The organism is Parafrankia sp. BMG5.11 (genome assembly GCF_004337455.1).
On the sequence record NZ_SJXI01000087.1, the window covers coordinates 161,247 to 186,106 of the forward strand.

Consider the following 24,860-nt stretch of genomic DNA (forward strand, 5'->3'; position numbering starts at 1 on the left):
CCGCGTCAGCGCTCGGCGGGACGCTCGCTGTCGAGGGCGGCGAGCTGGGCGTCCTCGTACCGTCCGCCCGCGGCCGACCCGGCGGGCACCGTCCGGTCGACGTCGGCCAGATCCTGCTCGGACAGGGTGACGGCCACGGCGGCCAGGGCGTCGTCGACGCGGCTGCGGCGGCGCATCCCCACCAGCGGGATGACGTCCGGACCGGCGGCGGCGACCCAGGCGATGGCCAGCTGCGCGACGGAGACGTTGTGGCGCTCGGCGACCGGCCGTAGGCGTTCGACGAGCCCCAGGTTGTGGTCGAGGTTCGCGCCCTGGAAGCGCGGGCTGTGCGCCCGGAAGTCGCCGCTGTGCCCCGACGGGCCGGTGCCGGCGATCAGCCCGCGGGAGAGCACCCCGTACGCGGTGATCGCGATCCCCAGCTCGCGGCAGGTCGCCAGGATCTCGTCCTCGATGCCGCGGGAGAGGACCGAGTACTCGATCTGCAGGTCGCAGATCGGGTGCACGGCCGCCGCCCGCCGGATCGTCTCCGGGCCGACCTCCGACAGGCCGATGTGCCGGACCAGACCGGCCTTGACCTGCTCGGCGATGGCACCGATGGTGTCCTCGACCGGCACGGCGGGGTCGAGCCGGGCCGGCCGGTAGATGTCCACATGGTCGGTGCCCAGGCGCACCAGCGAGTAGGCGAGGAAGTTGCGCAGCGCCGCCGGCCGGGCGTCGAAACCACCCCAGCCGCCGACCGCGTCGCGCAGCGCGCCGAACTTCACGCTCACCGTCACCGCGTCCCGGTCGAGCTGGCGCAGGGCACGGCCGACCAGCAGCTCGTTGTGCCCCATGCCGTAGAAGTCGCCGGTGTCGAGCAGGGTCATCCCCGCGTCGACCGCGGCGAGGATCGTCGCCACGCTCTCGTCGTCGTCGGCCGGCCCGTACATGCCGGACATGCCCATGCAACCGAGCCCGAGCGCACCCACCTCCGGCCCGGTCGCCCCGAGCCGCCTTGTCGTCATCGTCGTCTGCGTCATGGCCGCCAGTCTGCTGCGGCGGGCGACGCCGCGGCAGGGACCGTTCATCGTGGGATCGCCGGTCCCTGGCTCGGCCGCCGGGTGTGGGGAACGCTGGTGGCATGGATCGCTCCGGGCTCGCCGACTTCCTGCGCCGGCGCCGCGCGCAGCTGCAGCCATCGGACGTCGGCCTGCCCCCCGGGGTGCGCCGGCGCACCCCGGGGCTGCGCCGCGACGAGGTGGCCGCGCTCGCCGTCATGTCGACCGACTACTACACCCGCCTCGAGCAGTCCCGCGGGCCGCGGCCGTCCGCGCCGCTGCTGGCCGCGCTGGCCCGGGCGCTGCGCCTGAGCGACGACGAACGCGACCACCTGTTCCACCTCGCGGGCCAGCCGCCCCCACCGCGGACGTCCACCGCCGCGCACGTCTCGCCCGGTCTGCTGTACATCCTCGACCGGCTCACCGACACTCCCGCGTTCGTCGTCTCCGACATCGGCGAGGTCCTGGCGCGCAACCGCATGTCGGTCGCGTTGTCCGGCGACATCTCCGCCCGCCCGGGACGGGCCCGCAACAACACCTGGCTCTGGTTCGCCGAGCCGGACGTCCGGTCGCGGTTCCCGCGCGAGGACTGGGAGCGGCTGTCCCGCACGCACGTCGCGGACCTGCGCGCGACCCACGGCCGGCGCCGCGGCGACGCGGATGTGGAGGATCTCGTGGCCGATCTGCTGGGCCGCAGCGAGGAGTTCGCGCGGCTCTGGGCGGAGCACGAGGTCATGGTGCGCCGCGCCGACCACAAGCGGATCATCCATCCGGCGGTGGGCGCCGTGGACCTGCTGTGCGAGACGCTGACCAGCGACGCGGGCACCCAGACGCTGGTCGTGCTCTACCCGCGACCGGGCAGCCCGGCGCGCGACCAGCTCGACCTGCTGCGGGTCATCGGAACCCAGGACCTGACCACCGGCGAGGTCGCCGGTCGCTGACCACCCCGTCTCATCACACCAGGCGAGTCGTCACACCAGGCGGGCATCGCGTCACTCAAGGTAGTGTCACTCTCGCGTTCGCGCGCCAGCGCCGCCGCCTCGACTCCCGCCCGGCCGAGAGGACGTCCATGAGCACCGAAGTGACGCTGACCGGCCAGGAGCGCTCGGCCGAGCTGGACGTCGACCAGCTCCGACAGCTGGTCGGTCTCGTCGAGCACGACCCGGCCGGCGACCCGTTCCCGGTGTCCGGCTGGGACGCGGTGGTGTGGGTGGTCGGCAACGCCAACCAGGCGGCCCACTACTACCAGTCGGCGTTCGGCATGGACCTCGTCGCCTACTCCGGGCCGGAGACGGGCCAGCCCGATCACTGCTCCTACGTTCTCACCAGCGGCGCGGTGCGGTTCGTGCTCCAAGGGGGAGTGAGCCCGGACAGCCCCCTGCTCGACCACCACCGCCGGCACGGCGACGGCGTCGTCGACATCGCGCTGGAGGTGCCCGACGTCGACCGGTGCATCGCGCACGCCCGTGCCCAGGGTGCGCGGGTGCTCGAGGAGCCGCACGAGCTGCGCGACGAGCACGGCGCCGTGCGTCTCGCCGCCATCGCCGCCTACGGGCGGACGCGGCACACCCTGGTCGACCGGTCGCGCTACTCCGGGTGCTACCTGCCGGGCTACGTCGAGCGCCGCTCCGGGCACGTCCGGCGGCCGGGTGCGCCGCGCAGCCTGTTCCAGGCGCTGGACCACGTCGTGGGCAACGTCGAGCTCGGCGCCATGGACGAGTGGGTGGCGTTCTACAACCGGGTCATGGGCTTCACGAACCTGGCCGAGTTCGTCGGCGGCGACATCGCCACCCGGTACTCGGCGCTGATGAGCAAGGTGGTCGCCAGTGGCAACCACCGGGTCAAGTTCCCGCTCAACGAGCCCGCGCCCGGCCGGCGGAAGTCGCAGATAGCGGAGTACCTGGAGTTCAACGGCGGTCCCGGCGCGCAGCACCTCGCCCTGGCGACCGGTGACATCCTCGCCTCGGTCGACGCGATGCGGGCCGAGGGCGTCGAGTTCCTCGACACTCCCGACACCTACTACGACGACCCCGCGCTGTGGGCCCGCGTCGGCGAGGTGCGGGCACCGGTCGAGGAGCTCCGGCGCCGCCGGATCCTGGTCGACCGCGACGAGGACGGCTACCTCCTGCAGATCTTCACCAGGCCGCTGGGGGACCGTCCGACGGTGTTCTTCGAACTCATCGAGCGGCACGGATCGCTCGGCTTCGGCAAGGGCAACTTCCAGGCCCTCTTCGAGGCGATCGAACGCGAGCAGGAACGGCGGGGAAACCTCTGAGGTGCCGAGGTTCTGCGGAGCAGATGTTCTGAGGACCCGACGCAAAGGACCCGACGATGCCGTACTACGCCCGGACCGGGGACGTCCCGCCCAAACGGCACACGCAGCACCGCGGCGGCGACGGCGGCCTGTACAGCGAGGAGCTGATGGGATCGGAGGGCTTCTCCGCGGACTCGTCACTGCTGTACCACCGGGAGATCCCGGCGGCGATCAGCGCGGCCCGGCCGTGGGAGCTGCCCGCCCTCGGCACTGTCGCCAACCACCCCCTGCGGCCGCGGCACCTGCGCACCCACACCCTCACCGCGGCCGAGGGATGGCGGAGCCTCGACGTCGTCACCGGGCGGCGGCTGCTCCTGGGCAACGCCGACGTCCGGCTCTGCTACGTCGCCGCCGGCGCGCCTTCACCGCTCTACCGCAACGGCACCGGTGACGAGTGCGTCTACGTCGAGGCCGGCACCGCCCGCGTCGACACCGTGTTCGGCACACTGCCGGCCGGCCCCGGCGACTACGTCGTCGTCCCGTGCGGCACGACGCACCGGTGGACGCCGAGCGGCGACGAGCCGCTGCGCGCCTACATCATCGAGGCGAACAGCCACATCCGCCCGCCGAAGCGCTACCTGTCGGCCTCGGGCCAGTTCCTCGAGCACGCCCCCTACTGCGAACGCGACCTGCGCCGCCCGGCCGGGCCGCTGCTCGAGGAGGGAACGGACGTCGAGGTGTACGTGAAGCACCGCGGGCCCGGGGCCGGGACCGGCGGCGTCGCCGGCACGGTGCTGACCTACCGGACCCACCCGTTCGACGTCGTCGGCTGGGACGGCTGCCTCTACCCGTACCTGTTCAACATCGGCGACTTCGAGCCGATCACCGGCCGGTTGCACCAGCCACCGCCGGTGCACCAGGTCTTCGAGGGCCGTAACTTCGTCGTCTGCAACTTCGTGCCCCGCAAGGTCGACTACCACCCCGACGCGATCCCGACGCCGTACTACCACGCCAACATCGACTCCGACGAAGTGATCTTCTACACCGGCGGTGCCTACGGAGCCCGCCGCGGTTCCGGGATCGGGCCCGGTTCCCTCTCGCTGCATCCCGCCGGGCACACCCACGGCCCGCAGCCCGGGGCGGTGCAGGCGAGCATCGGGGTGGAGTTCGTCGACGAGCTCGCGGTCATGGTCGACACCTTCGCCCCACTCGAGCTCGGCGAGGGCGGCCTCGCCTGCGAGGACCCCGACTACGCCTGGACGTGGGCGGCGAACGCGGCGGCGCGGGGCAGCGCAGGGTGACCGGCCATCCGCCGCCGGGCTTGTTCGCCGGGCTGGTCGACGACGCCGGGCTGTTCCCGCCCGAGGAACTGCCCATGCCCGCCGCCCTCCGCCGGCACCGGCACGACTGCGCGGACCCCACCGGCGTCCTGACCGGCCACTTCCTGTGCGCCGCGTCCCGCCTCGACGAACTCCTCGAAGCGCTCGCCGCCGGTGCGCGCGGGCGTGGAGCCTTTGGCGGGCGTCTCGACGGGACCGCCGCCGAGGGGCGTCTCGCGCTGGGCCTCGTCAGCCCGTTGGAGCCGAGCACGCTCCACACCGCCCTGGCCCGCCTTGAGGGCGACCCGCGCGTCGAGCTGGTCGGGGTCGAGGGGCTGCTGGGTGACCTCGCCGCGCTGGCGGCGGTGCCACCGTCCGTGCCCTGTTTCGTCGAGACGCCGCGCGGGGATCTCGACGCCCTGGCGCGGGTGTCGGCCGCCGGCCACGGGGCCAAGATCCGGTGCGGCGGGGCGCGCGCGGAACAGTTCCCCCCGTCCGCGGAAGTGGCCCGATTCGTGGTCGCCTGCGCGCGCGGCGGCGTGCCGTTCAAGGCGACCGCCGGGCTCCACCACGCGCTGCCCTACCGGGACCGGCGAACCGACTTCACCCACCACGGGTTCCTCAACCTGGTGCTCGCCACCTGCCGCGCGGTCGACGGCGCCGGCCTCCCGGCGGTCAGCGAGATCCTCGACCGCACGGACGAGGCCGCGCTCGTCGCCGAGGCCCGCGCGGTGCCGCCGGAGCTGGCCCGCGCCGCACGCCGGGCCCTCGTCGCATACGGCTCGTGCCGGACAGACGCACCGGTCGACGACCTGCGCCGACTCGGCCTCGTCAGCTCCGCGGCACCGTCCGGGGCGACGGCGTCGGCCGGGACCGAGGCGTCGGCGTGACGGCCCGCTCGTGGGTGCCGGTACCCAAGGGCTCGGACTTCCCGCTGCAGAACCTCCCCTACGGCGCCTTCTCCGCCGACGGTGGGAGCCCCCGGATCGGCGTCGCCATCGGCGACCACGTGCTGGACCTCGCCGCCGCGCTGGGGGACCCGGTGTTCGCCCGGCCCCGGCTGAACGAGTTCCTCAGCCGGGGCCGGCGCCACTGGACGGCAGTCCGCGCGCGGATCACCGACCTGCTGACCGACCCGGCCCAGAAAGCGGCGGCGCGGCCCAGCCTGATCCCGCGTGACGCGGTCCGGCTGCACCTGCCGGTGGACGTGGCCGACTACGTCGACTTCTACGCCTCCGAGCACCACGCCAGCAACGTCGGACGGATCCTGCGCCCCGGCGGTGATCCGCTGAACCCGAACTGGCGGCACCTGCCTGTCGGCTACCATGGCCGCTCCGGCACGGTCGTCGTCTCCGGAACCGAGATCGTCCGCCCGCGCGGGCAGCGCCGGCCCGCCGACGGCCAGCCGCCGGCGTTCGGCCCGACGACCCGCCTCGACATCGAGGCGGAGGTCGGCTTCGTCGTCGGGACGCCGTCGGCGCTCGGTGAACGGGTCACCCCGGCGGCGTTCGCCGACCACGTGTTCGGCGTGGTGCTGGTGAACGACTGGTCGGCGCGGGACATCCAGGCGTGGGAGTACGTGCCGCTCGGGCCGTTCCTCGGGAAGTCCTTCGCGACGTCGGTCTCGCCCTGGGTCGTCCCGCTCGACGCGCTGGCGGCCGCGCGGTTCCAGCCGCCGCCGCGGGAGCCCGAACCGCTGCCCTACCTGCGGGACAACGGCGCGTGGGGCCTCGACCTGCGGCTGGAGGTGAGCTGGAACGGCTTCGTGGTCAGCCGCCCGCCCTTCGCCGAGATGTACTGGACGCCCGCGCAGCAGCTGGCGCATCTCACCGTCGGCGGCGCGGCGCTGCGCACCGGCGACCTCTTCGCCTCGGGCACCGTCTCCGGCCCGCGCCGCGACGAGTGCGGGTCCTTCCTGGAGCTCACCTGGAACGGCACCGAGCCGCTGCGACTGCCCGACGGCACCGAGCGGACGTTCCTCGAGGACGGCGACACCATCACCATCCGGGCCACCGCCCCCGGCGACAGCGGCGTGCGCATCGGCTTCGGTGAGGTGACGGGAACGATCCGCCCGGCCCGGTGAGCACCCGCCGGCCGGCAGGCACCGGTCCCGTCAGACGAGGGAGCTCGCCTGCCCGGGTCCTGTCGCCGGCGGGACACGGGCCGTTCCGCGAGGGTGTCGAGATGCAGTGCGCGCTGATCGACCCGGCGGACGGCACGACCCATCCGGTGGACGTCACCGTCGACTCCGTCGACGGCGCGAACACGGCGTTCAGTTTCGAGATCGGTGAGCCCGCGGACGCATAGCGGCGCAGACGACTTTCCGGGACGTCCGTCACGGAAAAGCAATCGCTTGACAGCAATATAACCTTTTGGTGATAGTCGAGTTGTGGAACCTGTGATCTGGGCCGCGGTGGGTGACCCGCACCGCCGCCGGGTGCTCGAGCTGCTCCGCGCCGGCCCTCGGCCCGTCAACGAACTGGTCGAACAGCTGGGGCTGAGCCAGCCCGGCGTGTCCAAGCACCTGCGGATCCTGCGTGAGGCCGGGCTCGTCACTGTCCGCCCCGACGGACAGCGCCGGCTCTACCTCCTGGAGCCCGCGCCGCTGCGGGAGCTCGCCCGCTGGCTCGAGCCGTTCCGGGCCCACTGGGACGATCGCCCGGACGCACCGGAACACCACCTTGACACCGCGGCGCCGCTACGGGAGCGGCCTGCCCCGCGATCTCGGCAGGAGGACACCTGGTGAACGCCTCCCGCGGAAGCTATGAAGGGTGGAGGGTCGCGCCGCGGCGCGCTCCGTATCCAACCTCCAAATCATCGCTGATCAGGTCCATGAGTAGCCCATCACGGAAAGCACCGTCCGGCCCGCGCTCATACCTGCGCATGATTCCGGCGGGCAGGAAACCGACCTTCTTGTAGCAGCGGATCGCCCTGTCGTTGGCGGCCGCGGGGTCAATAGTGATTCGATGAGGCGCTGACGCGTTCGGAGGAAGCAGGGCATGCCAGTGGCCCGGTGAGCAGTGGTCAGACGGCCTGGGCGAGTTCGGTGAATGTGGCGGCCAGCCGCAGCTGCGGGTCGGTGTGGGTGGCGAGGTCGTAGTAGCCGCGGCGGATGTTCTGGACCAGAGCGTGTCCGGCGCTGATCGTCTGGACAGAGCGCAGCCGTTTCAGCCCGCGCATCGGCCGCAGCCGGGCCTTCAACCGGCCATGATCAGCCTCAATCCGGTTGTTCCCCCGGACGGTGTCGACATGGCACGCCCCGGGGAGCAGCTCGTCGAGGAGCCTCGGGTAGACAGGTGCTTTGTCGGTGGTGACCTCAACCGGCCGGCGGCCATGAGACAGCGCCTGGGTGAAGAACCGGCGGGCGGCGGCCTGGTCGCGGCGGGTGCTGGCGAGGACGTCGATGACCTGGCCGTGCTGGTCAACGGCCCGGTAGAGGTAGGTCCCCCGGCCGGCGACCTTCACATACGTTTCATCGACGAACCATCTATCGCCCGGCCGGTGCCGGCATGGCCGGGCCGCGTCTACGAGCAGGGGCGTGAACCGCTGCACGCAACAGGTCGACGAAGTTCGCTTTTCCGCCACTTCACCACTGCCCTCGATGACTTTTGCCGATCTTGATGGGTTCCGCCGTCTGGGCCTGGCACGCCCTGTGAAGGGCTCGGGGTCAGGGCGCGGAGCGCAGCTGGCGGACTTCGGCGAGCGCACTGAGGCGGAACACCTCGATGAATCGAAGGAGGGTGTGCAGTTCGTCGTCGTTGAAGGCGGCCAGGTCCTCGCGGGTCCGGGCGGTCAACCCGGAGTAGTAGGCATTGATCCGGTCGAGGCCCTCGTCGGTCGGCTCGATGATGATCCGGCGCCGACTCCGCGGGTCCGGAACCCGGCGCACGCAGCCTGCTGCGGCGAGCCGGTCGATCATGCGTGACGCGGAGCCGGGCGTCAGGCCCACGCGTTCGGCCAGTGCGCCGGCCGTGGTCGGACCGTCCTGCTGCAACGCGTGTAGACAGTGGAAGTCCGTCACGACCACCCCCATCCGGGCGGCGATCAGGCTGTTGAGCTGGATGAGGTGGGTGATCCAGTCCGGTAGCGCTTCGATGACCTGTGCCGTCAGCGACTGGCTGGTGTCCGGGGAGTTCTGTTCGTTCGTGGTCATGGGGCGTAGCCGATCGACCGAGTAGTATTGTGTCGCGCAACGGTTGCGCCACGCAACAGTTGTGTCGCGCGATCCCGATCATACGAGCAGGTAGGTCGTCTGGTCGAACGGCATCTCGCGGATGCCTGCTCTCTCGGCCAGCGCAAATCCGATGTCCCGACGACGGTCTGAGGTGCTCGATGACTGAGCTGCCTGGTCGGCTGCAAGCCACCTTCGTCCCCGCGGAGGACGCGATCGCCTGGTGGGGTGTGGCCGAGCTGGAAGACGCCGTACGTGAACAGGGGCTGCCGGCGGGCCGCCCAGGCGTCTGTCGCCTGGCCGTGGCTGGTCGCGACGGGGTCCGGCCGGCGAACGTGCCCGTACGGTTCGCCGACCTGGATGCCGCCCGGCGCGGGCTCCTGATGCTCGATCCGCGAGCCGAGGTCAGCGCCTCCGTACGAGCGTGGCGCGACGCCGCGCGGCTGCTGGACGGCGACGACCCCGCCAGCGAGGACAAGGCGTTCGGGGCCCTGGGCACGCGGATGCCGCCGGCCGCCCATGCGGTGCTCGACGCCGACGGCACCGCCATCGCCACCGCACCCACGCTGCTGACGCAGTTCCGTCAGGCGGTGGCCACCCGCATCGTGCTGCGTGGCGCGGCCATCACCGCCGAGCTGCGGCCCTACCAGCTGCACGGCGTGGCCTGGCTCAACGCACGGCCCGGTCTCGGGCACGGCGGGATCCTGGCCGACGAGATGGGCCTCGGCAAGACGCTGCAGGCGATCTGCATGCTGGCCACCCGCCGGTCGGACAGGCCGCACCTGGTTATCTGCCCGACCTCACTGATCGGCAACTGGCGGCGCGAGCTGGCGCGGTTCACCCCGACCACCACAGTGATCATCTATCACGGCGGCAGCCGGGCACTGCCGGAGACCTACCCGCCCGGCACCGTCATCATCACCAGCTACCCGGTGCTGCGTAAGGACGAGCCGCTGGCCGGAACGGTCTGGGACGTCGTGGTCCTGGACGAAGCGCAGCAGATCAAGAACCCGGACGCCCTCGCCAGCAGAGCCGCCGCACAGCTGTCCGCCACCGTGCGGATCGCAATGACCGGCACCCCGGTGGAGAACCGGCTCGACGAGCTGTGGTCCATCCTCAACGTGACCAATCCCGGCCTGCTGGGCGCCCGCGGCCGGTTCCGGCAGCGGTTCGTCGCGCCGATCGAGCAACGCCGTTCCGTGACCGCCGCGGCCGCGCTCACCCGGATGGTCACACCACACCTGCTGCGCCGTACCAAGGCCGACGTCGCCGCCGATCTGCCACCCAAGCTGTACTCCACGATCGTCTGCACGATGGCCGACGAGCAGGCCCGGCTCTACCGTGAAGCCGTCGACAAGGCGTTCACCGACGGTCTCGGTGCCGGCATCGAGCGCAGGGGCCGGATACTTGCCCTGCTCACCGCGCTCAAGCAGATCTGCAACCATCCCGCCCAGTACCTGCGGGAGGACACCGCTGCGCTCGGCATGTCCGGCAAGTTCGACCGGGCGACCGAGATGCTGACCGAGGTCGTCGAGCAGGACGACCGCGTGCTCGTGTTCACCCAGTACCGCGCGATGGGTGAGCTGCTCTCGAAGCACCTGGGCACGGCGCTCGGCGTCGGCCCGGTCCCGTTCCTGCACGGCGGCCTCGCCACGGAGCGCCGCGACCAGCTCGTCCACGCGTTCCAGGAGGACGACGACGCACCGCCCGTCCTGCTGTTGAGTCTTCGCGCCGCCGGCTTCGGGCTCAACCTGACCCGCGCGTCCCACGTCATGCACTACGACCGCTGGTGGAACCCGGCCGTGGAGGAGCAGGCCACCGACCGGGCGCACCGGATCGGTCAGTCGCGGACGCTCAACGTCTACACGCTTGTCACCGGCGGCACGATCGAGGACCACATCGTGCAGATGCACGACAACAAACGGGGCGTCGCCGAGATCGTCTCCGGGGACACCCAGGCCGCACTGGCCAGGATGTCCGACGACGACCTCCACGCGGTACTGGATCTCGGCCAGGGGGTGCTCGCATGATGCCACCGGAGTTCGGAGCCACGCCCTGGGGCCGGGCCTGGGTCCGCACCGTCGAGTCGACGTCGATGGCGGGGCCCAACCCGCTGCTGCCCAAAGCGCGCACCCTCGCGCGGAACACCACCACCGTCGTGGCTGCCGGTGTCGGCTACGTCGAAGCCGAGGTCACCGGGTCCGGGCAGGTGTGCCGGGTCCGGATCGATCTGCCGGTCTGGCCCGACGAGACCCGGGCCGAGGCGGGGCGCCTGATTGCCAAGGCCATGGCCGGACACCGTGGGCTGGTCGCCGGAGACCTGCCCGACACCCTCGAGGCGGACCTCACACATCACGCGATCAGCATTGCCGTCCCCCCGGAAGCGCAGCACAGCGACTGCACCTGCCGGGCTCGCAAACGACCATGCGTGCACATCCTCGCCACGATCTACGCGCTGGCCCAACTCGTCGACGAACGCCCAGCGCTGGCGGTCGAGCTGCGATCCACCACCACGAAGGCCACCGTCACCGCGGATCCGGACTGGGTCGCGCTGTCCGACCTCGACCCGGCCGGCTTCTACGGAGACTGACCACGCTGGCGCGGGCGCCCTCGCCGACGGATTCTGTTCGATACAGCCGATCAGTGCCAGTCACACCCTGACCAATCCATCCAAGCAGCCACTACGATATCGACGTCGATGCCGACCCGCGGCTGCGGCTGTCGGCTGTCTTCACCGCCTGTCCCCAGCCCAGTGCCGGCACGGCTGGGTCGCCTCTGCCAGTAGCGGCGTGAAGCGCTGCACGCAACAGGTTGGCGAAGTTCACTTTTTCTCCTGCACTGATTGATCTTCCTCGGTCGTTGCTCGCAGGTCAGTTGGTACGGCGGCTTGGCCGGGCTGGGCCTGGTGGCGCTGCGTGGCGAAAGCTCGCGCGGGGTGCGCGGCGCTCATCTGCGGTCGAGGTCGGTCGTCACGTGCTGGACGGACCACCGGTGGCTGCGCTCTCTCGTGGGCGATCATCACGTGATGATCGCTCGTGTCCGGTGCGGTGTGTGGCGGCGGCCAGGTCGGGCGCGGCGGGAGAACCACAGTCGATCATCCCTGCCGGTCCGCCGGATAGCGCGCTCGGGAATCCGCCGGGTGAATGGCTGCGAACGTGCCGGTAATCCGTTCTTCGGCTTTCTTGTAATGGCTGCGCTTCACCGCGTGAACGGGTATTATGGGTGTTGGTAAGGGTAATTGAATAGGGCGGCCCGGGGCGGTGCTGGTAACACCAATCCCCGGGCCTTGATCCCAATCCTGATCAGAACAGGAGTGGAACCCATGGCCATGATGCCAGATGGGACGATCGGTGATAGCCGGTCCCGGCTGAACCTCGTGTTGCAGGCGCATCCGGCAGAGGATGCGGAGATCCAGCTCCCGAAGAACCCTGATCGGTTCGCGGTGCTGCGGCCGGTGCTGGTGTTGCCGGGTGGTGTGCAGGTGACGGTGGACCCGAACACGCCGTTGGACGTGGCGGGGAAGTGGTGGGACTCGCTGACGGTGGCGGGCACGCTGGCGAGCCTGTGGTATAAGGCGCAGGTCTCGGGGTTCCCGGGTGGTCCTGGTCGGCACCGTCGGGACGGGGGCCAGTGATGGCGGGGACGGTGCGGGCGTTGAGCTTCACTCGGCACACCGGGCCTGGGGACGGGGTGGAACAGCGGGAGGTGTTCGCGGCGGCGTGCGCGGCGCGGGGCTGGACTGCCGGGGGTGCGGTCCGTCAGTACGGCTCGGACCTGCGGGCGTGGTGGGCGGCGCTGCGCTTGGTCCGTTCCGGCCGGTATGACGTGGTCGTGGTCGACACCATGGATCGGCTGGCGAACACCGAACCCGGCAGGCTGGCGGCACTGGAGATGCTGCGCTGCGCGGGGGTACGACTGCTGGTGGCCCGGGACGGTACGGACACCGCCGATCCGGTGGGCGCGGGCCTGGTGGCGTCACTGCTGACCGTGTAACCCCCGACCCCAGCACGAACAACGGCCAGTGACCCGAGTTGGATCACTGGCCGTTGGCGTGTTCGCCGTGCGACGTCCACGCAGCTGCCGGGGCGCGGCGCGTCTGAGCGTGGGCGCTACTCGCCTGGGATGAACGCGGCCGGCGGCGCCCAGCACGAAGAGGAGTAGGACGGTCCTGTCAGCCCCTCCATTTTTTCTCCCTTTCCCCATTGCGCCTTGCCTGACGGGCTGCCTGCCGTGTCAAGGGTCGCCCGAAGGGTGATCGCTTGCGACGGCGTAGCCGCCCTTGATGCGGTAGGTAGGCCGTTAGACCATGTGGCGCCACGGGAAAGGGGAAACAACCGGCGGTCACCTGTGAAACGTCCGCACGGCGGAACGGCGTGTACCCCGCTGGAACCGTTGCCCCACGGTAGCCACGCTGGCATCCTTGATCGTAGGTGCCGCCCGGGATCCCCCCGTTCCCGGGCGGCGCTCTTATACAGCTCGTTTCACAAGGATTGATCGACTGCGGTGAGTCGTCCCAGACGTGTCCTGGCCTGGCCGGTGGATCTCGGCAGCTCACCGGCACCAACCGTGCCGCCGCGCTCGACACCCTCTCATCGGCCACTGATGACCAGCGTCAAGCGCTGGTCTCTCGGCGGTTGCCACTAGATAGGCCGCTGATCGGCCGCCGCGAGGGCCGTCGAGCGAGCAGGGTCGAACGTGAGTCCAGGAGGTAGGTCGACTGACATACTTCTTGGAGATCCCCGTTCCTGCCCGTGCGGGGTGCGGCGGTCCGTGACGCCGGGCTGCTCGGCTCTACCAGGGCCGAGTAGCCGCCGCGCGGGGTGGTCCATCAGCGAGGAAAGGCTGGCCGCATGGGCGTAACGATTGAAACCATTTCGCCGGGGGACGGTAAGAACTTCCCCAAGAAGGGGGACACGGTGGCGATTCACTATGTCGGCACCTTCCTCACTGTCGGGCACGACGACTGGATCGGCGGCGGCAACCCGCAGCCCGGCGATGAGTTCGACTCGTCCCGTGATCGAGGGTCGCCGTTCGTGGTCCCGATCGGTGTCGGCAAGGTGATCAGGGGGTGGGATGAGGGGATCCCCCAGCTGTCGCTCGGCGAGAAGGCGTTTCTCGACATCACATCTGACGACGCGTACGGCCACGACGGCTTTCCGCCCATCATTCCGCCCGACTCCGACCTCCGCTTCGAAGTGGAACTACTCGATATAAAGTCGAGAGGACAACGGCCGCACGGCCGATAGGACTCGGCTCCGGCCGCTCATCAGCCCAGAAGAACGTGTACGCGGAGCAAGGCGGGTATGCCGGCAACCGGACTAGTCGATCCCGCGACGTTCCGACGCGCTGAACGGGCGGCCGGACCGACGCGCCGGTGGGGTGCCGACCGAAGGGAGGCGGGGCCCCGCCGCGCGCGGCGGACCGGACGGGGTCCCGTTCGGCGCGGCGTGTGCGGCGCGCGCGGCTCATCTACGGCGGCGGCCCGAAGGGCCGCCCTTGAACCCGTACAGCATATTGGCGACGATCTTTCAATATCACGTCCCGCTATCAGGTGACTACCGTAGGGTAGGGGCGGTGTTGGCGAGGTGGTCGCGGATGCGGATTCTGATCGTCTCGTGGATCTGTAGGCGCTCGATGTCGTTGATTGGGAAGAAGTCGACGCTGGTGGATTCATCACTGACGGTGAGGGTGCCGCCGGTGATGGTGCAGGCGCAGCAGATGTTGAACTGCTGGCGGACTTCGCCGTTGTCGTAGGCGAAGACGTGCGCGGGGTCGGAGTAGATGCCGACGATGCGGGTGATGGCGACGTCGAAGCCGGTCTCTTCCTTGACCTCGCGGATGACGCAGTCAGCGAAGGTCTCACCGATGTCCATGGTGCCGCCCGGGAGTGCCCAGTTGCCTGAGTCGGCGCGTCGTTGCAGAAGGATGCGTCCGTCCTTGTCGGTGACGACGGCGGATCCTCCGACAACAAGGGAGTTCGCCGCGGGCGCGTTGGGGTCGTGGTAATAGTCGATCCGGCCCATCTCTAGATCTCCTGTTCGCGGTCGGCGGTGGGGCTCTGGGTCGTGGTGGGGGCGGTCCAGATTGCTTCGAACTGGTGGGCGTAGGACTCGAAGATTCCGGCGGGGCCGAGCCGCTTGAGGTGCAGCAACGGATGTTGGAAGCCGTGGAGTCGATAGAGGTACGGGGTGACGAGCATCTGGTCGTCGAAACGGTAGACGGCGTTGTAAAGCGGCAAGCGGTGGTAGCGTAGTTCGACCCCGGGGTTGTCGAGTAGGGGTTCAAAGTGGCGGACGGTGGAGCGGATACGTCCGGATAGCGTGCCGTCGAGTCCTTCGAGGTCGTCGCGGATCGCGGCCTCGGGACAGTAGGGGTCCGCAAGCAGGATTCGGACCTGTAGGCCGCGGGCGCACTTGTCGGTGAGCAATTCCGGAAGGTCAGGGTGCTGTTCGGGAAAGAACAGCATCGCGTATCCGAGCAGGTCGATGCTGGTGGTGGCCCGGTCAAGCATCCGGGACCAGAGCTGAACCGGGGTGTCGGCGCGTCGCGCGTAGGCCGACATGATCTCGGCGGTGGCAGCGGTTCCTGAGGCGTTGGCGATCGCGATCTCTGGCCAGAGGTCCTGTTCGGAGCAGCCGAGTGCGTCGGACGCCTTCCACCGGTGACGTGGGTGGGGAAGGCGTCCCTTCAACCAACGCTGCACTGTCTTGGGATCGACGCCGACGGATCGCGCAAGGGATTCGACCTCCACACCATTTGCTGCCATCGCCACTCGCAGACGCTCGCTTGTTCCCTGAGCCGACATGTTCACACCCTCCTGGTGGGACGTTCCGGACGGCATTCTAGGCGTCCTAAACGTCCCCGATGGGCGGTAGGGGCGTCCCGGCGTGGCGTCGACCCTTGTTCTCACGGTTCTGGTCGGGCTTGGGGTCGTCCCCCCGGCTGGGGCCGCGTAGGTGGGAGGCACGGCGCGTCTCGGGCTGGGGGCCGTAGGAGAGGCGCGGTGGCTCCTTGGTGGTCTCGGGTGGGGCTCCGTCAGGGCCACACACCCCCAGTGCTCCACCCGGGGCTGCCGCTTTCTCTGTCCGAGCTCGTCGTGGGGAGGTGATGCGGGGTGGACGGGTGGATGCGGGAGTGGTCGGCCGGCTTGGACTTTGAGGTGCCGGTGTTCGGCCGGGATCGGCTGGTGTGGCGTCGGGCGTCGGGGGCGGGTGATGCGGCGGTGGAGGTCGCGCCGTTGGCGTTCGCGTCGGCGTCGGTCGGGGTGGGGGTGGTGCTGCGTCAGGCCGGTCAGCCGGATGGTCCGGCGTTGCTGTTCTCGATGGCCGAGTGGCGGGCGTTCCTGGCCGGAGTGGGCGATGGGGAGTTCAACGATTTAACGGATACGGGGAGGTCTGATGAGCAGCAGTGACGATCGTGAGGACGACTGTGAGGAGGAGGACCACGACGCCGGGGAGGAGGAATACGCCTATGACGATGACCCGTGGTGGTACACGCAGGACGGCCAGCGTTCCCACGTCGGCGTGGCCAGTGACCGCTCGGGGGGTGGTCACTCCGCCGGGGGTGTGGGCGCTGGTGGTGCCGGGGGTGCGGGTGGTCGCGCCGTTCGTCGACGCCGCCGATGCGACGCGGTGTGCGCTCGACCTGGGGTTACGCCCCGGCGAGTACATGGCGCTGCCGTTCGTCGGGCTGGGTCGGATCGTCATCTTGTGATGCCGGTGCGGCGGTCGGGGTGGGGCCGGTGAGCGGGCTGGCGGTGGCGGATACGTCGCGCTGGGAGTTCGACGTGGGTGCGTTGCCGGAGCTGCGGATCGGCTACCACGACGGTCTGGTTGTCGGTCTGCTCCCGAAACCACTGCACCCTGACTCTGACGATCAAGAGATGTTGCTGTGCGACGTGTTGGACGTCGACCCGGATGTGATGGTCGGGGCCGGGGTTGGCGTGGTGCAGCTGTCCACGGTGGGCCTGGTGCTGCTGCACCGCCGGGTCACACCGCTGGAACAGTCCCGGGTGGCGTGGGCGGTCGGTACCCGTCTTCGGCGGCAACGCCTGCTGACGGGTGCGAACCCTCGGGTCGTGATGACCGGGGCGCGTCCCCCGGCGGATGTCGTCCCGGCCGGGGTGAGCTTCTCCGGCTACCGGGTACGGCTGCGTGACGACGACGCCGTATCTGAGGTCGAGGTCTGGGAAGTCATGTTCCCGTTCCGGGACCTGATGGCGGAATCCTCTCCAACCTGACGTGACCTGATGTGATCGTCACGAGCTGACGGCCCCGAACCTGTTCCGGCTTCCCCCTCGCCGGTGGTTCGGGGTCGTCGTCGTATTCGCTGGTTTCAGCCGGCCTGGGCCGGTATAGTAGGTGATGGCATTCGAGGGCTCCGGCCCTGCGCCATTGTGATCAATGTTTTGTACGGCAGTACGCCACATTGTCGGGCTGTCCACATGCGAGCCGCCTGGGAGCGGCACGGACCGGGCTCGGGCTGCTGCACCTGGGGTCATGCGTGTTCGCGTGGCCTGTTCCCGTCTCTGTCTGGGGTGGTGCAGGTGTGCCGGTGGCGTGTGCTGTCGTGGTGTCGGGTGTTTCGGGTTCTGAGCGGGTAGGCCGCTGCGGCGGCTGACACTCCCCGGGCTGCCCGTTCCTTTTTCGTGCCGTTGCGGTGCCGGTTTCATGCCGGCTTCGCTGCCTTTCACGTGCCACCCGCGCTGCCAGTTATTGGTCGCTTTTTTTGGGCAGCATTGTGCAGGTGTTTCGGTGTTGGATGGGTGTACGGCGGATGGCCCGTCGGGTGTGTGTCGGCTGTTTCCCGTTCCTGTTTCCGTTCCTGCCGTAACCGTGCGGTGTCCGTGCTGGCCTGTGTTCTTTTCCGGGCCGGCCCGGTGCTGTTCGGGTGAAAGGACGCGGTGAATCCCGTGGACGTGGGCGTGAGCCTGCCCGAAAACCGGCCGGTCGCCGGTGATTGTTCCCGACCGATCCGCCTGACCGGCCATGTTGACCATGTCGATATCGCTACCGGTGAGGTCCGCCGCGCGTTCACCAGCTCGGACCAACCGGGCGGGGTGCTGCATGTGCGGTGCAACAACCGGCGGGCCTCGGTGTGCCCCGCCTGCTCCGCCACCTACAAGCGGGATGCGCGGCGGCTGGTCCTGGCCGGGCTGGCCGGCGGCAAGGGTGTCCCGGACACGGTCACCGGGCATCCGGCCTGGTTCGTCACCCTCACCGCGCCGTCGTTCGGCCCGGTGCACTCCCGTCGTCAGCAGGGCGGGAAGACCGGTCCGGTGCGGGCCTGCCACCCCCGGCGGGGCCTGTGTCCGCATGGCCGTCCGGCGGGCTGCCATGAGCGGCACCGAGCCGAGGATTCCCGGCTCGGCGCGCCGATCTGCGCGGACTGCTACTCGTACGGCCGGACGGTGACCTGGAACGCACTCGTTCCGAAACTGTGGAAGGCCACCCGTGACGCGACCGAATCGGCGGTAGCGGCGGCGGCTGGGCTGACCGTGGCGGGGCTTCGGCGGGCCGCGCGGTTGAGTTTCGTCAAGGTCGCGGAAATGCAGGCACGGGGCGTGGTGCATCTGCATGTGGTGGTGCGGGTCGACGGGCCGGACGGTCCCGACTCGGCTCCTCCGGGGTGGGCGGATGGGGATCTGGTCGCGGACGCTCTGCGGGGCGTTGTCGGGTCGGTGGCGGTGCCGGCTCCCGATCCGGACGCGGTCACCCTCGACGCCACGGCACCCGAGGAGGGCTGGGCGGTCCGCTGGGGTGTGCGGGTCGACATCCGCCGCATCGCGCTCGACGGGCCCACCGACGTCGCGCGGGTCAGTAACTACCTGGCGAAGTACCTGACGAAATCGGTGACGGCCGGTGGGTCGTTGGATCATCCGGTGCGGTCGCTGGCCGGGCTGGGTCGGCTGGTCCTGGCGCCGCATGTGCGCCGCCTGGTCGAGACCTGCTGGCGGCTCGGGCACGATCCGGTGTTCACCGCGGCGTTGGATACGGCGCTCGGCCGGGACTCCGGGGATGTGCCTCGGCTGCTGCGGTGGGCTCACCAGTACGGGTTTGGTGGTCATTGGATCTCGAAAGCCCGCCGGTGGTCCACGACGTTCACCGCGTTGCGCACGGTGCGGCGGGTCTGGTCGCGCACGCTCGGTGCGGCGATGGCGGGCCGGGTGCCGGGGGATGCGTTCGGCCGTCCAGACGGTGATCCGGCCACGGTTGTCCTCGGGGCGTGGACCTATGCCGGGCGTGGTCTGTATGGCGGGGATACCGGCCCTCCCGACTCTGCTGTGCCGGCGGCTGGGTCGGGTGCGGATGTTTGGCTGGCTGGGCTATGAGCACCGTAGGTGCCTTTCAGCCCTCGCTGTTCGATGACACCCCCGACGATGCCGACACCGGCGCCGTAGACGCTGCTCCGGTCGTGGCTGGCCAGCAGGTGAGCACGGAAGGTTCCGCAGATCTTTCGCCTGTCCCGATCGTCGTCCCGGCCGGCACCGAACCTGCCCACGCAACCGGGGTACGGGTGGGCGGGTGGGCTGCCACCCGACCGGTACCGGCGCCTGGTCCTGCGCGGTCTCGGCGGGTGTTCTCCGACTCGGCGGAGGAATGGGGGCGGCGTCAGGCTTTGGCGGCTCCGGTGTGGTCGCGGGAGAAACGGCGGCGGGTCGCTGCGCTGCTCGGGCTGGTCCTGGCCGACGATCGCAGTGGCTAGGTCTCTTCCCGCCAGACCGGGTCCAACAGCTCCGGGTCGAACCTGCGGCCCTTCCCGGCAGGGTGGACGACCACGGCGATCAGATGCTCTTTGATGATCGCGCGCTGACGGGCAAGGGTGTAGTCGTCCCACTCGGCGCGGACATCAGCGGGACGGGCGTTCGCGTTCGCGGTGGCCACCAGATGATCGTTACGTTCCTTCAGGAGGGCTTCTTCCCGTTCCCGTAGCTCTTCCATGGTCGGGAAGTAGTCCTTCGGGGAGATCCGCCGGGGGGTCGAGGTCCAGGCGGCGCGGGTCTCGGTGATGCTCTCCTTCACCTCCGCCAACGCTGCCTCCCCCTCCCACGGGGCGACTTCCGTGACGGCATCCGCGGTCTCCAACTCGATCTTGTTGAACAGCGCGGACAGAATATGATCTTCGGTGTGGGGGCCGTGCCGGGAGACCTTCCCGCACCCTCCCTTCGTCGGGGCGGGACACCGGTAGATCGCGTACGTGCGTTCCCGGTACGGCGGTGACCCGAACATCGACGCACCACACCGGCCGCAGGCCACGACGCCGCTGAGCAGGTAGCGGCGGGAGTTATGCCCCTGCTGGGCGTAGGTCCGGTCCCCGATCTTGGCGATCACCTGTTCCCACCGTCCCACGCCGATGATCGCTTTCCACTGGCCCTTCACCGGGACCTCGACCGTCCGCCCGTCGGGGGTGCGTTCTTTGCGGGTGACGACCTGCATGTACTTGGCCACGTGGCCGTTGATGTTCGGCTCCTCGACCCCCCGGCCCCGTAGGCCGCAGATCCGGGGGTTGCGGTAGACCTTCAGCACGCTGGTCTTGGTCCACTTCTTCCCCCGGGTTCCGCGGATACCGGCGGCGTTCCACTCGTGCACCAGATCGACGACCGGCACACCGGCCAGGATCTTGCGGGCTCCTTCCCGCAGGATCGCGGCCTCGGTGAGATCCAAGGTGCGCTTGTCGTCTTTCCAGCCGAACGGGCGGCTGCCTCCGACCGGCACCCCGCGCTGGGCGCGCTGCTTGTGTGACCGGCGGACCCGGCGGGAGGTGTCCGCGCTGGCCTTGTTCGCCGCTACCGCCTGCGCGCGGGCGTTCGCCTTCCCGTACTCGGTGGTGAGGTCGACTCCGGGCCCGACGATGGGGCGGCCGTACAGCTCGACGACTTCGATGGCGTCTTCCGGATCGCGTAGGTCTCGGGTGAGGCGGTCCAGGTCCCACACGATCGCACCGTCGAGGTAGCCGGATCGCAGGTCGGCCAATAGTTGGGCGTAGTCCGGGCGGATCACTCGGGAGATCATCGTGCCGTCTTCCAGCACGATCGTCTTTTTCTTCCAGGCCGATTTCTTCTCCTGGTAGACCTTCTCGATCGTCGCGCCGTGCTCGTCGGCGAACTCGTACCCGTCTTCGTCCTGACGCTCTAACGCGTCATCCCCACCCACCAGTTCCGAGTACCGGGTGTACAGACCAAGTCGCAGACCGTTCAACTTTGCCATACAAAAAGTGTAATTCGCAGGACTGTTGCACCCACCGGTAAACGGTGACGTGATCGACGTCGATGCCGCGTTCGGCGAGCAGTTCCTCCACATCCCGGTACGACAGCGCGAACCGCAGGTACCACCGGACCGCCAGAACGATCACCTCCGGTGGGAACCGGAACCCCGCGAACTCCGAGACCGGCGGATCAACCGCGCCTCGACCCATCACCTGATCATGCTCGACCACCAGCGCGAAGTCCTGCCCTGGCCGGAGGCAACAGAGCCGCTTTAACAAGGGTGGGCCCGGGCCGATTCGACCCGGACCCCCGCTCCGTTCAGGTGATCACCTGGCGCCGGGTCCGTTTCGCAGGAGATGCCGTCCCGGTCAGGTGCGAGGTGCTACAGGATGCCTTGACGCCACGGCCCGGTGATGGCGAAGGTGATGCCCGGCGACTGGATGTTCACGAACAGCCAGTTTCCGCCGCCGTCGTTGTCGAAGCAGGCCCCGCACCATTCGGAACCGGTGAAGTCGCCACTGATGCCGTTGACTGCCTTGTCGACGGGGATCACGACGTTGTTCTCAGCGAACTGGAAGATCAGACCGTCCGTGGACAAACCGTGCAGGAACTCCCGGCCGCTCCCGTCCTCGCACAGGACGAGGCCACCGCGCGGGCTCACCGTGATGTTATCGGGGAAGTTGAGCACGTTGGCGGCCGGTGACTCGAACACACAGGTGAGGGTCATCGCGTCGGAGTTGTAGGCGAAGACCTGTCCCTGCCCGGCCGCACCGCCGCTGGTGGCGGTCATGTAGACCAGCCGGTTTCCGTACCAGAGGCCTTCCGGCCGGGCAAACTCGGCGGCCCCCAGTGCCAGACCCTGCTGCACCACACCGTTGCCGGTGTCCGGGTCGGGGTTCGCGATCGGTACCCATTCCACCGGCAGAGTGGTACCGGTGCCGACCGCGCCACGCAGGTTCTTCCGGAACTCGCCTCGTATGGCGAGCATCTCCAGCTTCCCCCCGTCGGAGAGCCGGCCTTGGGTGTTCGGCGTGAAGCGGTACCAACCGCCAGGCGTGGCATCCTCGCTCATATAAACATAGCCGTGATGGTCGACCGCGGTCGCCTCATGACTGAACCGCCCCATGGCGGGTATCGGCATCGCGTCGGACACTCCGTCAGCCGGGACCTCGAACACATACCCGTGCCGCTTCGGGCTGATGGTCGTCGTCTCCTCGCAGCTGAGCCAGGTGCCCCAGGGTGTGGGACCGCCCGCGCAGTTGCGGATCGTCCCGGCGAGGCTCGGCCGGGTCTCGATGTACTTCGCCTGGTCCGGGTCGAAGACAACCGTCGTGGTGCCGCCTGCGGCGGTGCTGTCGTAGGTCGGGATCCCACCCTCGCCGATCGGAGCGCCGGTGCCGCGCTCGTGATTCCGGACCAGGTGAATCTTTCCGTTGAGTCGGAAAGCGGCCATTCCATCGTGCGCGCCGGGAGTCGCGGTGCCGTCCGTCATCGGATCGCCGGTCCACCCGAAGGTCACGTACTCAAAGCCACGGGGCAGCCGCAGCAGCTCGAGTCCCGTCGTCCGGTCGGCGGCCGGGTAGAGCGGACCATACCCGCCTCCCGCGACCGGGGCGGCGGAGGCAATACGCGCGGAAAGTGAGCCGAACGGCCCGGCCAGCGCGGCGCCGCCCAGCACTGCCATTCCCTTTAGAAGCCCACGCCGCTGCGGCCCGACCTGCGAATCTTCTGCCATCGAATGACTCCCCTGTTGAATTAGCGAACTCCCGTCCGAGTCCGATGGGTCAACCTAGGAATCCTTGTTTAACGCGCGCCGAACGTCCGATGTTGCATCGATGTACAGTATACATATTTTCTTCAAAGGAGAAAATATGTATAGCAGATTTATATACAAGCGATGACTCCCTGCACCCTTGGACCCCGGTTATGCGGTGAGTAACTTTTACGTTACCCGACTTTGGGTGCTTCGGTAGGGGCTGTTGTGTCCCGGGAAAGGGTGGCAGGCCAGGCTCTCGGTGGGTGTTCTGCACGCTTTCGCCGGGCCTCAGCTTGAGTTGATCTCTGGGTGTGGGGCTGGTCGTCTTGCGCTCGGCGGTCGGTGCGTTCCGCTGGAAGGCGTTAGCGAGCGTAAGCCGTACCCCAGTGACCTATCGGACGAGGCGTGGGAGCTGATCCGCCCCGTCATCACCGGGTGGAAGGCCCGGCATCCCTCGGCCAGCGGACACGAGGGGCGTTGCGTTCAGGGGATCCGGCGCACGCCAAGGGCTCCGGCGACCGCGGTCAGACGGCGCGTGCGAGCTCGGTGAACGCGGCCTGCAGCCGCAGCTGTGGGTCGGTGCCGGCGGCGAGCTCGTAGTAGCCGCGGCGGATGTTCTGAACAAGGGCACGCCCGGCGCTGATGGTCTGGACGGACCGGAGCCGTTTGAGTCCGCGCATCGGCCGGAGCCGGGCTTTGAGCCTGCCATGATCGGCTTCGATCCGATTGTTCTCCCTGGCGGCGTCGACATGGCAGGCCTCGGGGAGCAGCTCGTCGAGGATCCTCGGGTAGACGGGTGCCTTGTCGGTGGTGACCTCGACCGGGCGGCGGCCATGCGCCAGCGCCTGGATGAAGAACCGGCGGGCAGCGGCCTGGTCGCCGCGGGTGCTGACGAGGACGTCGATGACCTGGCCGTGCTGGTCGACGGCACGGTAGAGGTAGGCCCACCGGCCGGCGACCTTGACGTAGGTCTCGTCGAGGAACCACCTGTCGCCGGGCCGATGCCGGCAGGGCCGGGCTGCCCCGGCGAGTAGAGGCGTGAAGCGCTGCACCCACCGGTAGACCGTGACGTGATCGACCTCGAGGCCGCGTTCGGCGAGCAGCTCCTCGACGTCCCGGTAGGACAGCGCGAACCGCAGGTACCAGCGGACCGCCAGAACGATCACTTCGGGTGGGAACCGGAACCCAGCGAACTCCGGCACCGGCACCGGCGGACAACACGTCGACCCATGGGTCGATCATGTCGCCCATCGACACGGGCCCCTGCTCCGGCCGGATGCAACAGATCCCGGCGCAGCACGGCCACCTCGTGCCGCAACACCAGCAGCCCGATGTCCTTGGACGCCGACGAACGACCGAGGAGGACCAGCCAGCCACAGATCCGAACACAGATCGGATATGACGGGACCCGCCCGCCGAGGCCGCCTACCTACCACCGCGCGCGGACTCCCCGCGTGTGGGGTCCGAGCGGAAAACGGAGTCGGCCGGGAGACGCGCCGCGAGGTCCGCGACCATCGCCGGCGGCTGACAGGATCGGGCGCCGTGGAACACATACTGATCACGAAGCGGCTGGTGCTCACGCCGGTCGCGGACGCCGACCAGGCAGAGCTGGCGGCGCACTGGACCGATCCGGACGTGCGGCGGTTTCTGTTCGACGGCGCTGCCCTGTCGCCGGCGGAGATCTCCCAGACCGTCGCCGACAGCGCCGCGTCGTTCGCCGCCCACGGTTACGGCCTCTGGCTGGTCCGCGGACGCGGCGGCCATGACGACCACGGCGGGCATGGGGACGACAGTCTGGTCGGCACCGCCGGGGGCTGCGCCCCCTGGAGGACCTCGGCGTCGAGGTCCTCTACAGCCTCTCCCCCGCCGCCTGGGGCCGCGGGTTCGCAACGGAGGCCGCCCGCGCGGTCGTCGACCACGCCCTGACCACCGTCGGCCTCCCCGAGGTGCTCGCCGAGGTCGACGAGGGCAACACCGCCTCCACCCGCGTGATCACCCGCCTTGGCCTGACCCCGTTCGCCACCGTCCAGGGCGAGCTGGGCCCCCTGATCCGCTACCGCCTGCGCCCCTGACCGGCTCGGGCGGAGGCGGCGGGCCTAGTGGTCGTCGCCGTTAGTT

At 69.5% G+C, this 24,860-nt stretch carries 26 protein-coding genes and 3 pseudogenes; 19 read left to right on the top strand and 10 right to left on the bottom strand.

Going from position 1 to position 24,860, the window contains the following annotated elements; genetic code table 11:
• Positions 1–5: 5 nt before the first annotated feature.
• Entirely contained in the window at positions 6–1,004 is a 999-nt protein-coding gene (locus tag E0504_RS42035) for an aldo/keto reductase (protein ID WP_112105175.1), read from the bottom strand.
• A 116-nt stretch (positions 1,005–1,120) separates the two neighbouring features.
• Here E0504_RS42035 and E0504_RS42040 point away from each other — a divergent pair, with 116 nt between their 5' ends.
• The 7 genes from E0504_RS42040 to E0504_RS42065 all read left to right on the top strand — a co-directional run bounded on the left by E0504_RS42040 (position 1,121) and on the right by E0504_RS42065 (position 7,356).
• Complete coding sequence (locus tag E0504_RS42040) at positions 1,121–1,978, top strand: helix-turn-helix domain-containing protein (protein WP_112105166.1); 858 nt, start codon at positions 1,121–1,123, stop codon at positions 1,976–1,978.
• A 128-nt stretch (positions 1,979–2,106) separates the two neighbouring features.
• Complete coding sequence (gene hppD, locus E0504_RS42045; protein ID WP_112105165.1) at positions 2,107–3,312, top strand: 4-hydroxyphenylpyruvate dioxygenase; 1,206 nt, start codon at positions 2,107–2,109, stop codon at positions 3,310–3,312.
• Between the two features lie 56 nt (positions 3,313–3,368).
• Positions 3,369–4,592, top strand: a complete 1,224-nt coding sequence (locus E0504_RS42050; protein ID WP_131627150.1) for a homogentisate 1,2-dioxygenase — start codon at positions 3,369–3,371, stop codon at positions 4,590–4,592.
• Positions 4,589–5,500 (top strand): hypothetical protein, encoded by a 912-nt coding sequence (locus tag E0504_RS42055; RefSeq protein ID WP_131627152.1) that lies wholly within the window; start codon positions 4,589–4,591, stop codon positions 5,498–5,500. The genes E0504_RS42050 and E0504_RS42055 overlap by 4 nt, the downstream gene beginning before the upstream one ends.
• On the top strand, positions 5,497–6,693 hold the full coding sequence (gene fahA / locus E0504_RS42060) for a fumarylacetoacetase (protein ID WP_112105163.1): 1,197 nt from the start codon (positions 5,497–5,499) through the stop codon (positions 6,691–6,693). The genes E0504_RS42055 and fahA overlap by 4 nt, the downstream gene beginning before the upstream one ends.
• Positions 6,694–6,794: 101 nt before the next feature.
• Complete coding sequence (locus E0504_RS53775) at positions 6,795–6,917, top strand: hypothetical protein (protein WP_255565658.1); 123 nt, start codon at positions 6,795–6,797, stop codon at positions 6,915–6,917.
• Positions 6,918–6,999: 82 nt separating this feature from the next.
• Entirely contained in the window at positions 7,000–7,356 is a 357-nt protein-coding gene (locus E0504_RS42065; protein ID WP_200835191.1) for a metalloregulator ArsR/SmtB family transcription factor, read from the top strand.
• 16 nt (positions 7,357–7,372) lie between these two features.
• Here the strand turns inward: E0504_RS42065 and E0504_RS54620 are convergent.
• The 3 genes and pseudogenes from E0504_RS54620 to E0504_RS42080 all read right to left on the bottom strand — a co-directional run.
• Positions 7,373–7,579, bottom strand: a pseudogene (locus E0504_RS54620) (GNAT family N-acetyltransferase); the annotation flags it as partial.
• A gap of 55 nt (positions 7,580–7,634) precedes the next feature.
• Positions 7,635–8,213 (bottom strand): IS6 family transposase, encoded by a 579-nt coding sequence (locus E0504_RS42075; protein ID WP_255565659.1) that lies wholly within the window; start codon positions 8,211–8,213, stop codon positions 7,635–7,637.
• Between the two features lie 64 nt (positions 8,214–8,277).
• Positions 8,278–8,763, bottom strand: coding sequence for a MarR family winged helix-turn-helix transcriptional regulator (locus tag E0504_RS42080; protein WP_112105162.1), 486 nt, complete (start codon positions 8,761–8,763; stop codon positions 8,278–8,280).
• Positions 8,764–8,942: 179 nt separating this feature from the next.
• Here E0504_RS42080 and E0504_RS42085 point away from each other — a divergent pair, with 179 nt between their 5' ends.
• From E0504_RS42085 to E0504_RS42105, 5 genes are all read left to right on the top strand, one after another.
• A complete protein-coding gene (locus E0504_RS42085) occupies positions 8,943–10,811 on the top strand; it encodes a DEAD/DEAH box helicase (protein ID WP_112105161.1) in 1,869 nt (622 codons plus the stop codon).
• A complete protein-coding gene (locus E0504_RS42090; protein ID WP_235013718.1) occupies positions 10,808–11,371 on the top strand; it encodes an SWIM zinc finger family protein in 564 nt (187 codons plus the stop codon). Before E0504_RS42085 ends, E0504_RS42090 begins: the two co-directional genes overlap by 4 nt.
• Before the next feature lie 732 nt (positions 11,372–12,103).
• Complete coding sequence (locus tag E0504_RS42095; RefSeq protein WP_112105160.1) at positions 12,104–12,415, top strand: energy transducer TonB; 312 nt, start codon at positions 12,104–12,106, stop codon at positions 12,413–12,415.
• 11 nt (positions 12,416–12,426) lie between these two features.
• Positions 12,427–12,774: a recombinase family protein gene (locus tag E0504_RS42100; protein ID WP_235013720.1), complete on the top strand. Its 348-nt coding sequence runs from the start codon at positions 12,427–12,429 to the stop codon at positions 12,772–12,774.
• 857 nt (positions 12,775–13,631) lie between these two features.
• The gene (locus E0504_RS42105) at positions 13,632–14,027 is read left to right on the top strand and encodes an FKBP-type peptidyl-prolyl cis-trans isomerase (RefSeq protein WP_112105158.1); all 396 of its coding nucleotides are present in this window, start codon (positions 13,632–13,634) and stop codon (positions 14,025–14,027) included.
• 309 nt (positions 14,028–14,336) lie between these two features.
• Here the strand turns inward: E0504_RS42105 and E0504_RS42110 are convergent, their stop codons facing one another.
• Complete coding sequence (locus tag E0504_RS42110; protein WP_112105157.1) at positions 14,337–14,804, bottom strand: NUDIX domain-containing protein; 468 nt, start codon at positions 14,802–14,804, stop codon at positions 14,337–14,339.
• A 2-nt stretch (positions 14,805–14,806) separates the two neighbouring features.
• Complete coding sequence (locus tag E0504_RS42115; protein ID WP_112105171.1) at positions 14,807–15,547, bottom strand: helix-turn-helix transcriptional regulator; 741 nt, start codon at positions 15,545–15,547, stop codon at positions 14,807–14,809.
• Between the two features lie 348 nt (positions 15,548–15,895).
• Between E0504_RS42115 and E0504_RS42120 the strand changes: the two genes are divergently transcribed.
• The 4 genes from E0504_RS42120 (at position 15,896) to E0504_RS42135 (ending at position 19,111) form a co-directional block, all read left to right on the top strand.
• Positions 15,896–16,192: a DUF397 domain-containing protein gene (locus E0504_RS42120; protein WP_306769334.1), complete on the top strand. Its 297-nt coding sequence runs from the start codon at positions 15,896–15,898 to the stop codon at positions 16,190–16,192.
• A 119-nt stretch (positions 16,193–16,311) separates the two neighbouring features.
• The gene (locus E0504_RS42125; protein ID WP_112105169.1) at positions 16,312–16,494 is read left to right on the top strand and encodes a hypothetical protein; all 183 of its coding nucleotides are present in this window, start codon (positions 16,312–16,314) and stop codon (positions 16,492–16,494) included.
• Between the two features lie 28 nt (positions 16,495–16,522).
• On the top strand, positions 16,523–17,020 hold the full coding sequence (locus E0504_RS42130; protein WP_235013715.1) for a hypothetical protein: 498 nt from the start codon (positions 16,523–16,525) through the stop codon (positions 17,018–17,020).
• A 684-nt stretch (positions 17,021–17,704) separates the two neighbouring features.
• Positions 17,705–19,111 (top strand): replication initiator, encoded by a 1,407-nt coding sequence (locus tag E0504_RS42135; protein WP_373693994.1) that lies wholly within the window; start codon positions 17,705–17,707, stop codon positions 19,109–19,111.
• A gap of 370 nt (positions 19,112–19,481) precedes the next feature.
• Here the strand turns inward: E0504_RS42135 and E0504_RS42145 are convergent, their stop codons facing one another.
• From E0504_RS42145 to E0504_RS42155, 3 genes and pseudogenes are all read right to left on the bottom strand, one after another.
• Positions 19,482–20,987, bottom strand: a complete 1,506-nt coding sequence (locus E0504_RS42145) for a recombinase family protein (protein ID WP_112106779.1) — start codon at positions 20,985–20,987, stop codon at positions 19,482–19,484.
• Between the two features lie 22 nt (positions 20,988–21,009).
• A pseudogene (locus E0504_RS42150) lies at positions 21,010–21,195 on the bottom strand (IS6 family transposase); the annotation flags it as partial.
• Positions 21,196–21,368: 173 nt separating this feature from the next.
• On the bottom strand, positions 21,369–22,721 hold the full coding sequence (locus E0504_RS42155) for a PhoX family phosphatase (RefSeq protein WP_112106778.1): 1,353 nt from the start codon (positions 22,719–22,721) through the stop codon (positions 21,369–21,371).
• 373 nt (positions 22,722–23,094) lie between these two features.
• On the opposite strand from E0504_RS42155, the pseudogene E0504_RS53780 reads away from it, so the two are divergent.
• Positions 23,095–23,217, top strand: a pseudogene (locus tag E0504_RS53780) (IS5/IS1182 family transposase); the annotation flags it as partial.
• A gap of 49 nt (positions 23,218–23,266) precedes the next feature.
• Here the strand turns inward: E0504_RS53780 and E0504_RS42165 are convergent.
• A complete protein-coding gene (locus tag E0504_RS42165) occupies positions 23,267–23,944 on the bottom strand; it encodes an IS6 family transposase (RefSeq protein WP_112106777.1) in 678 nt (225 codons plus the stop codon).
• Positions 23,945–24,284: 340 nt separating this feature from the next.
• On the opposite strand from E0504_RS42165, the gene E0504_RS42170 reads away from it, so the two are divergent.
• Both E0504_RS42170 and E0504_RS42175 read left to right on the top strand, forming a co-directional pair.
• Positions 24,285–24,668, top strand: a complete 384-nt coding sequence (locus E0504_RS42170) for a GNAT family N-acetyltransferase (protein ID WP_112106776.1) — start codon at positions 24,285–24,287, stop codon at positions 24,666–24,668.
• Complete coding sequence (locus E0504_RS42175) at positions 24,566–24,814, top strand: GNAT family N-acetyltransferase (RefSeq protein ID WP_235014080.1); 249 nt, start codon at positions 24,566–24,568, stop codon at positions 24,812–24,814. Before E0504_RS42170 ends, E0504_RS42175 begins: the two co-directional genes overlap by 103 nt.
• Positions 24,815–24,860 lie beyond the last annotated feature (46 nt).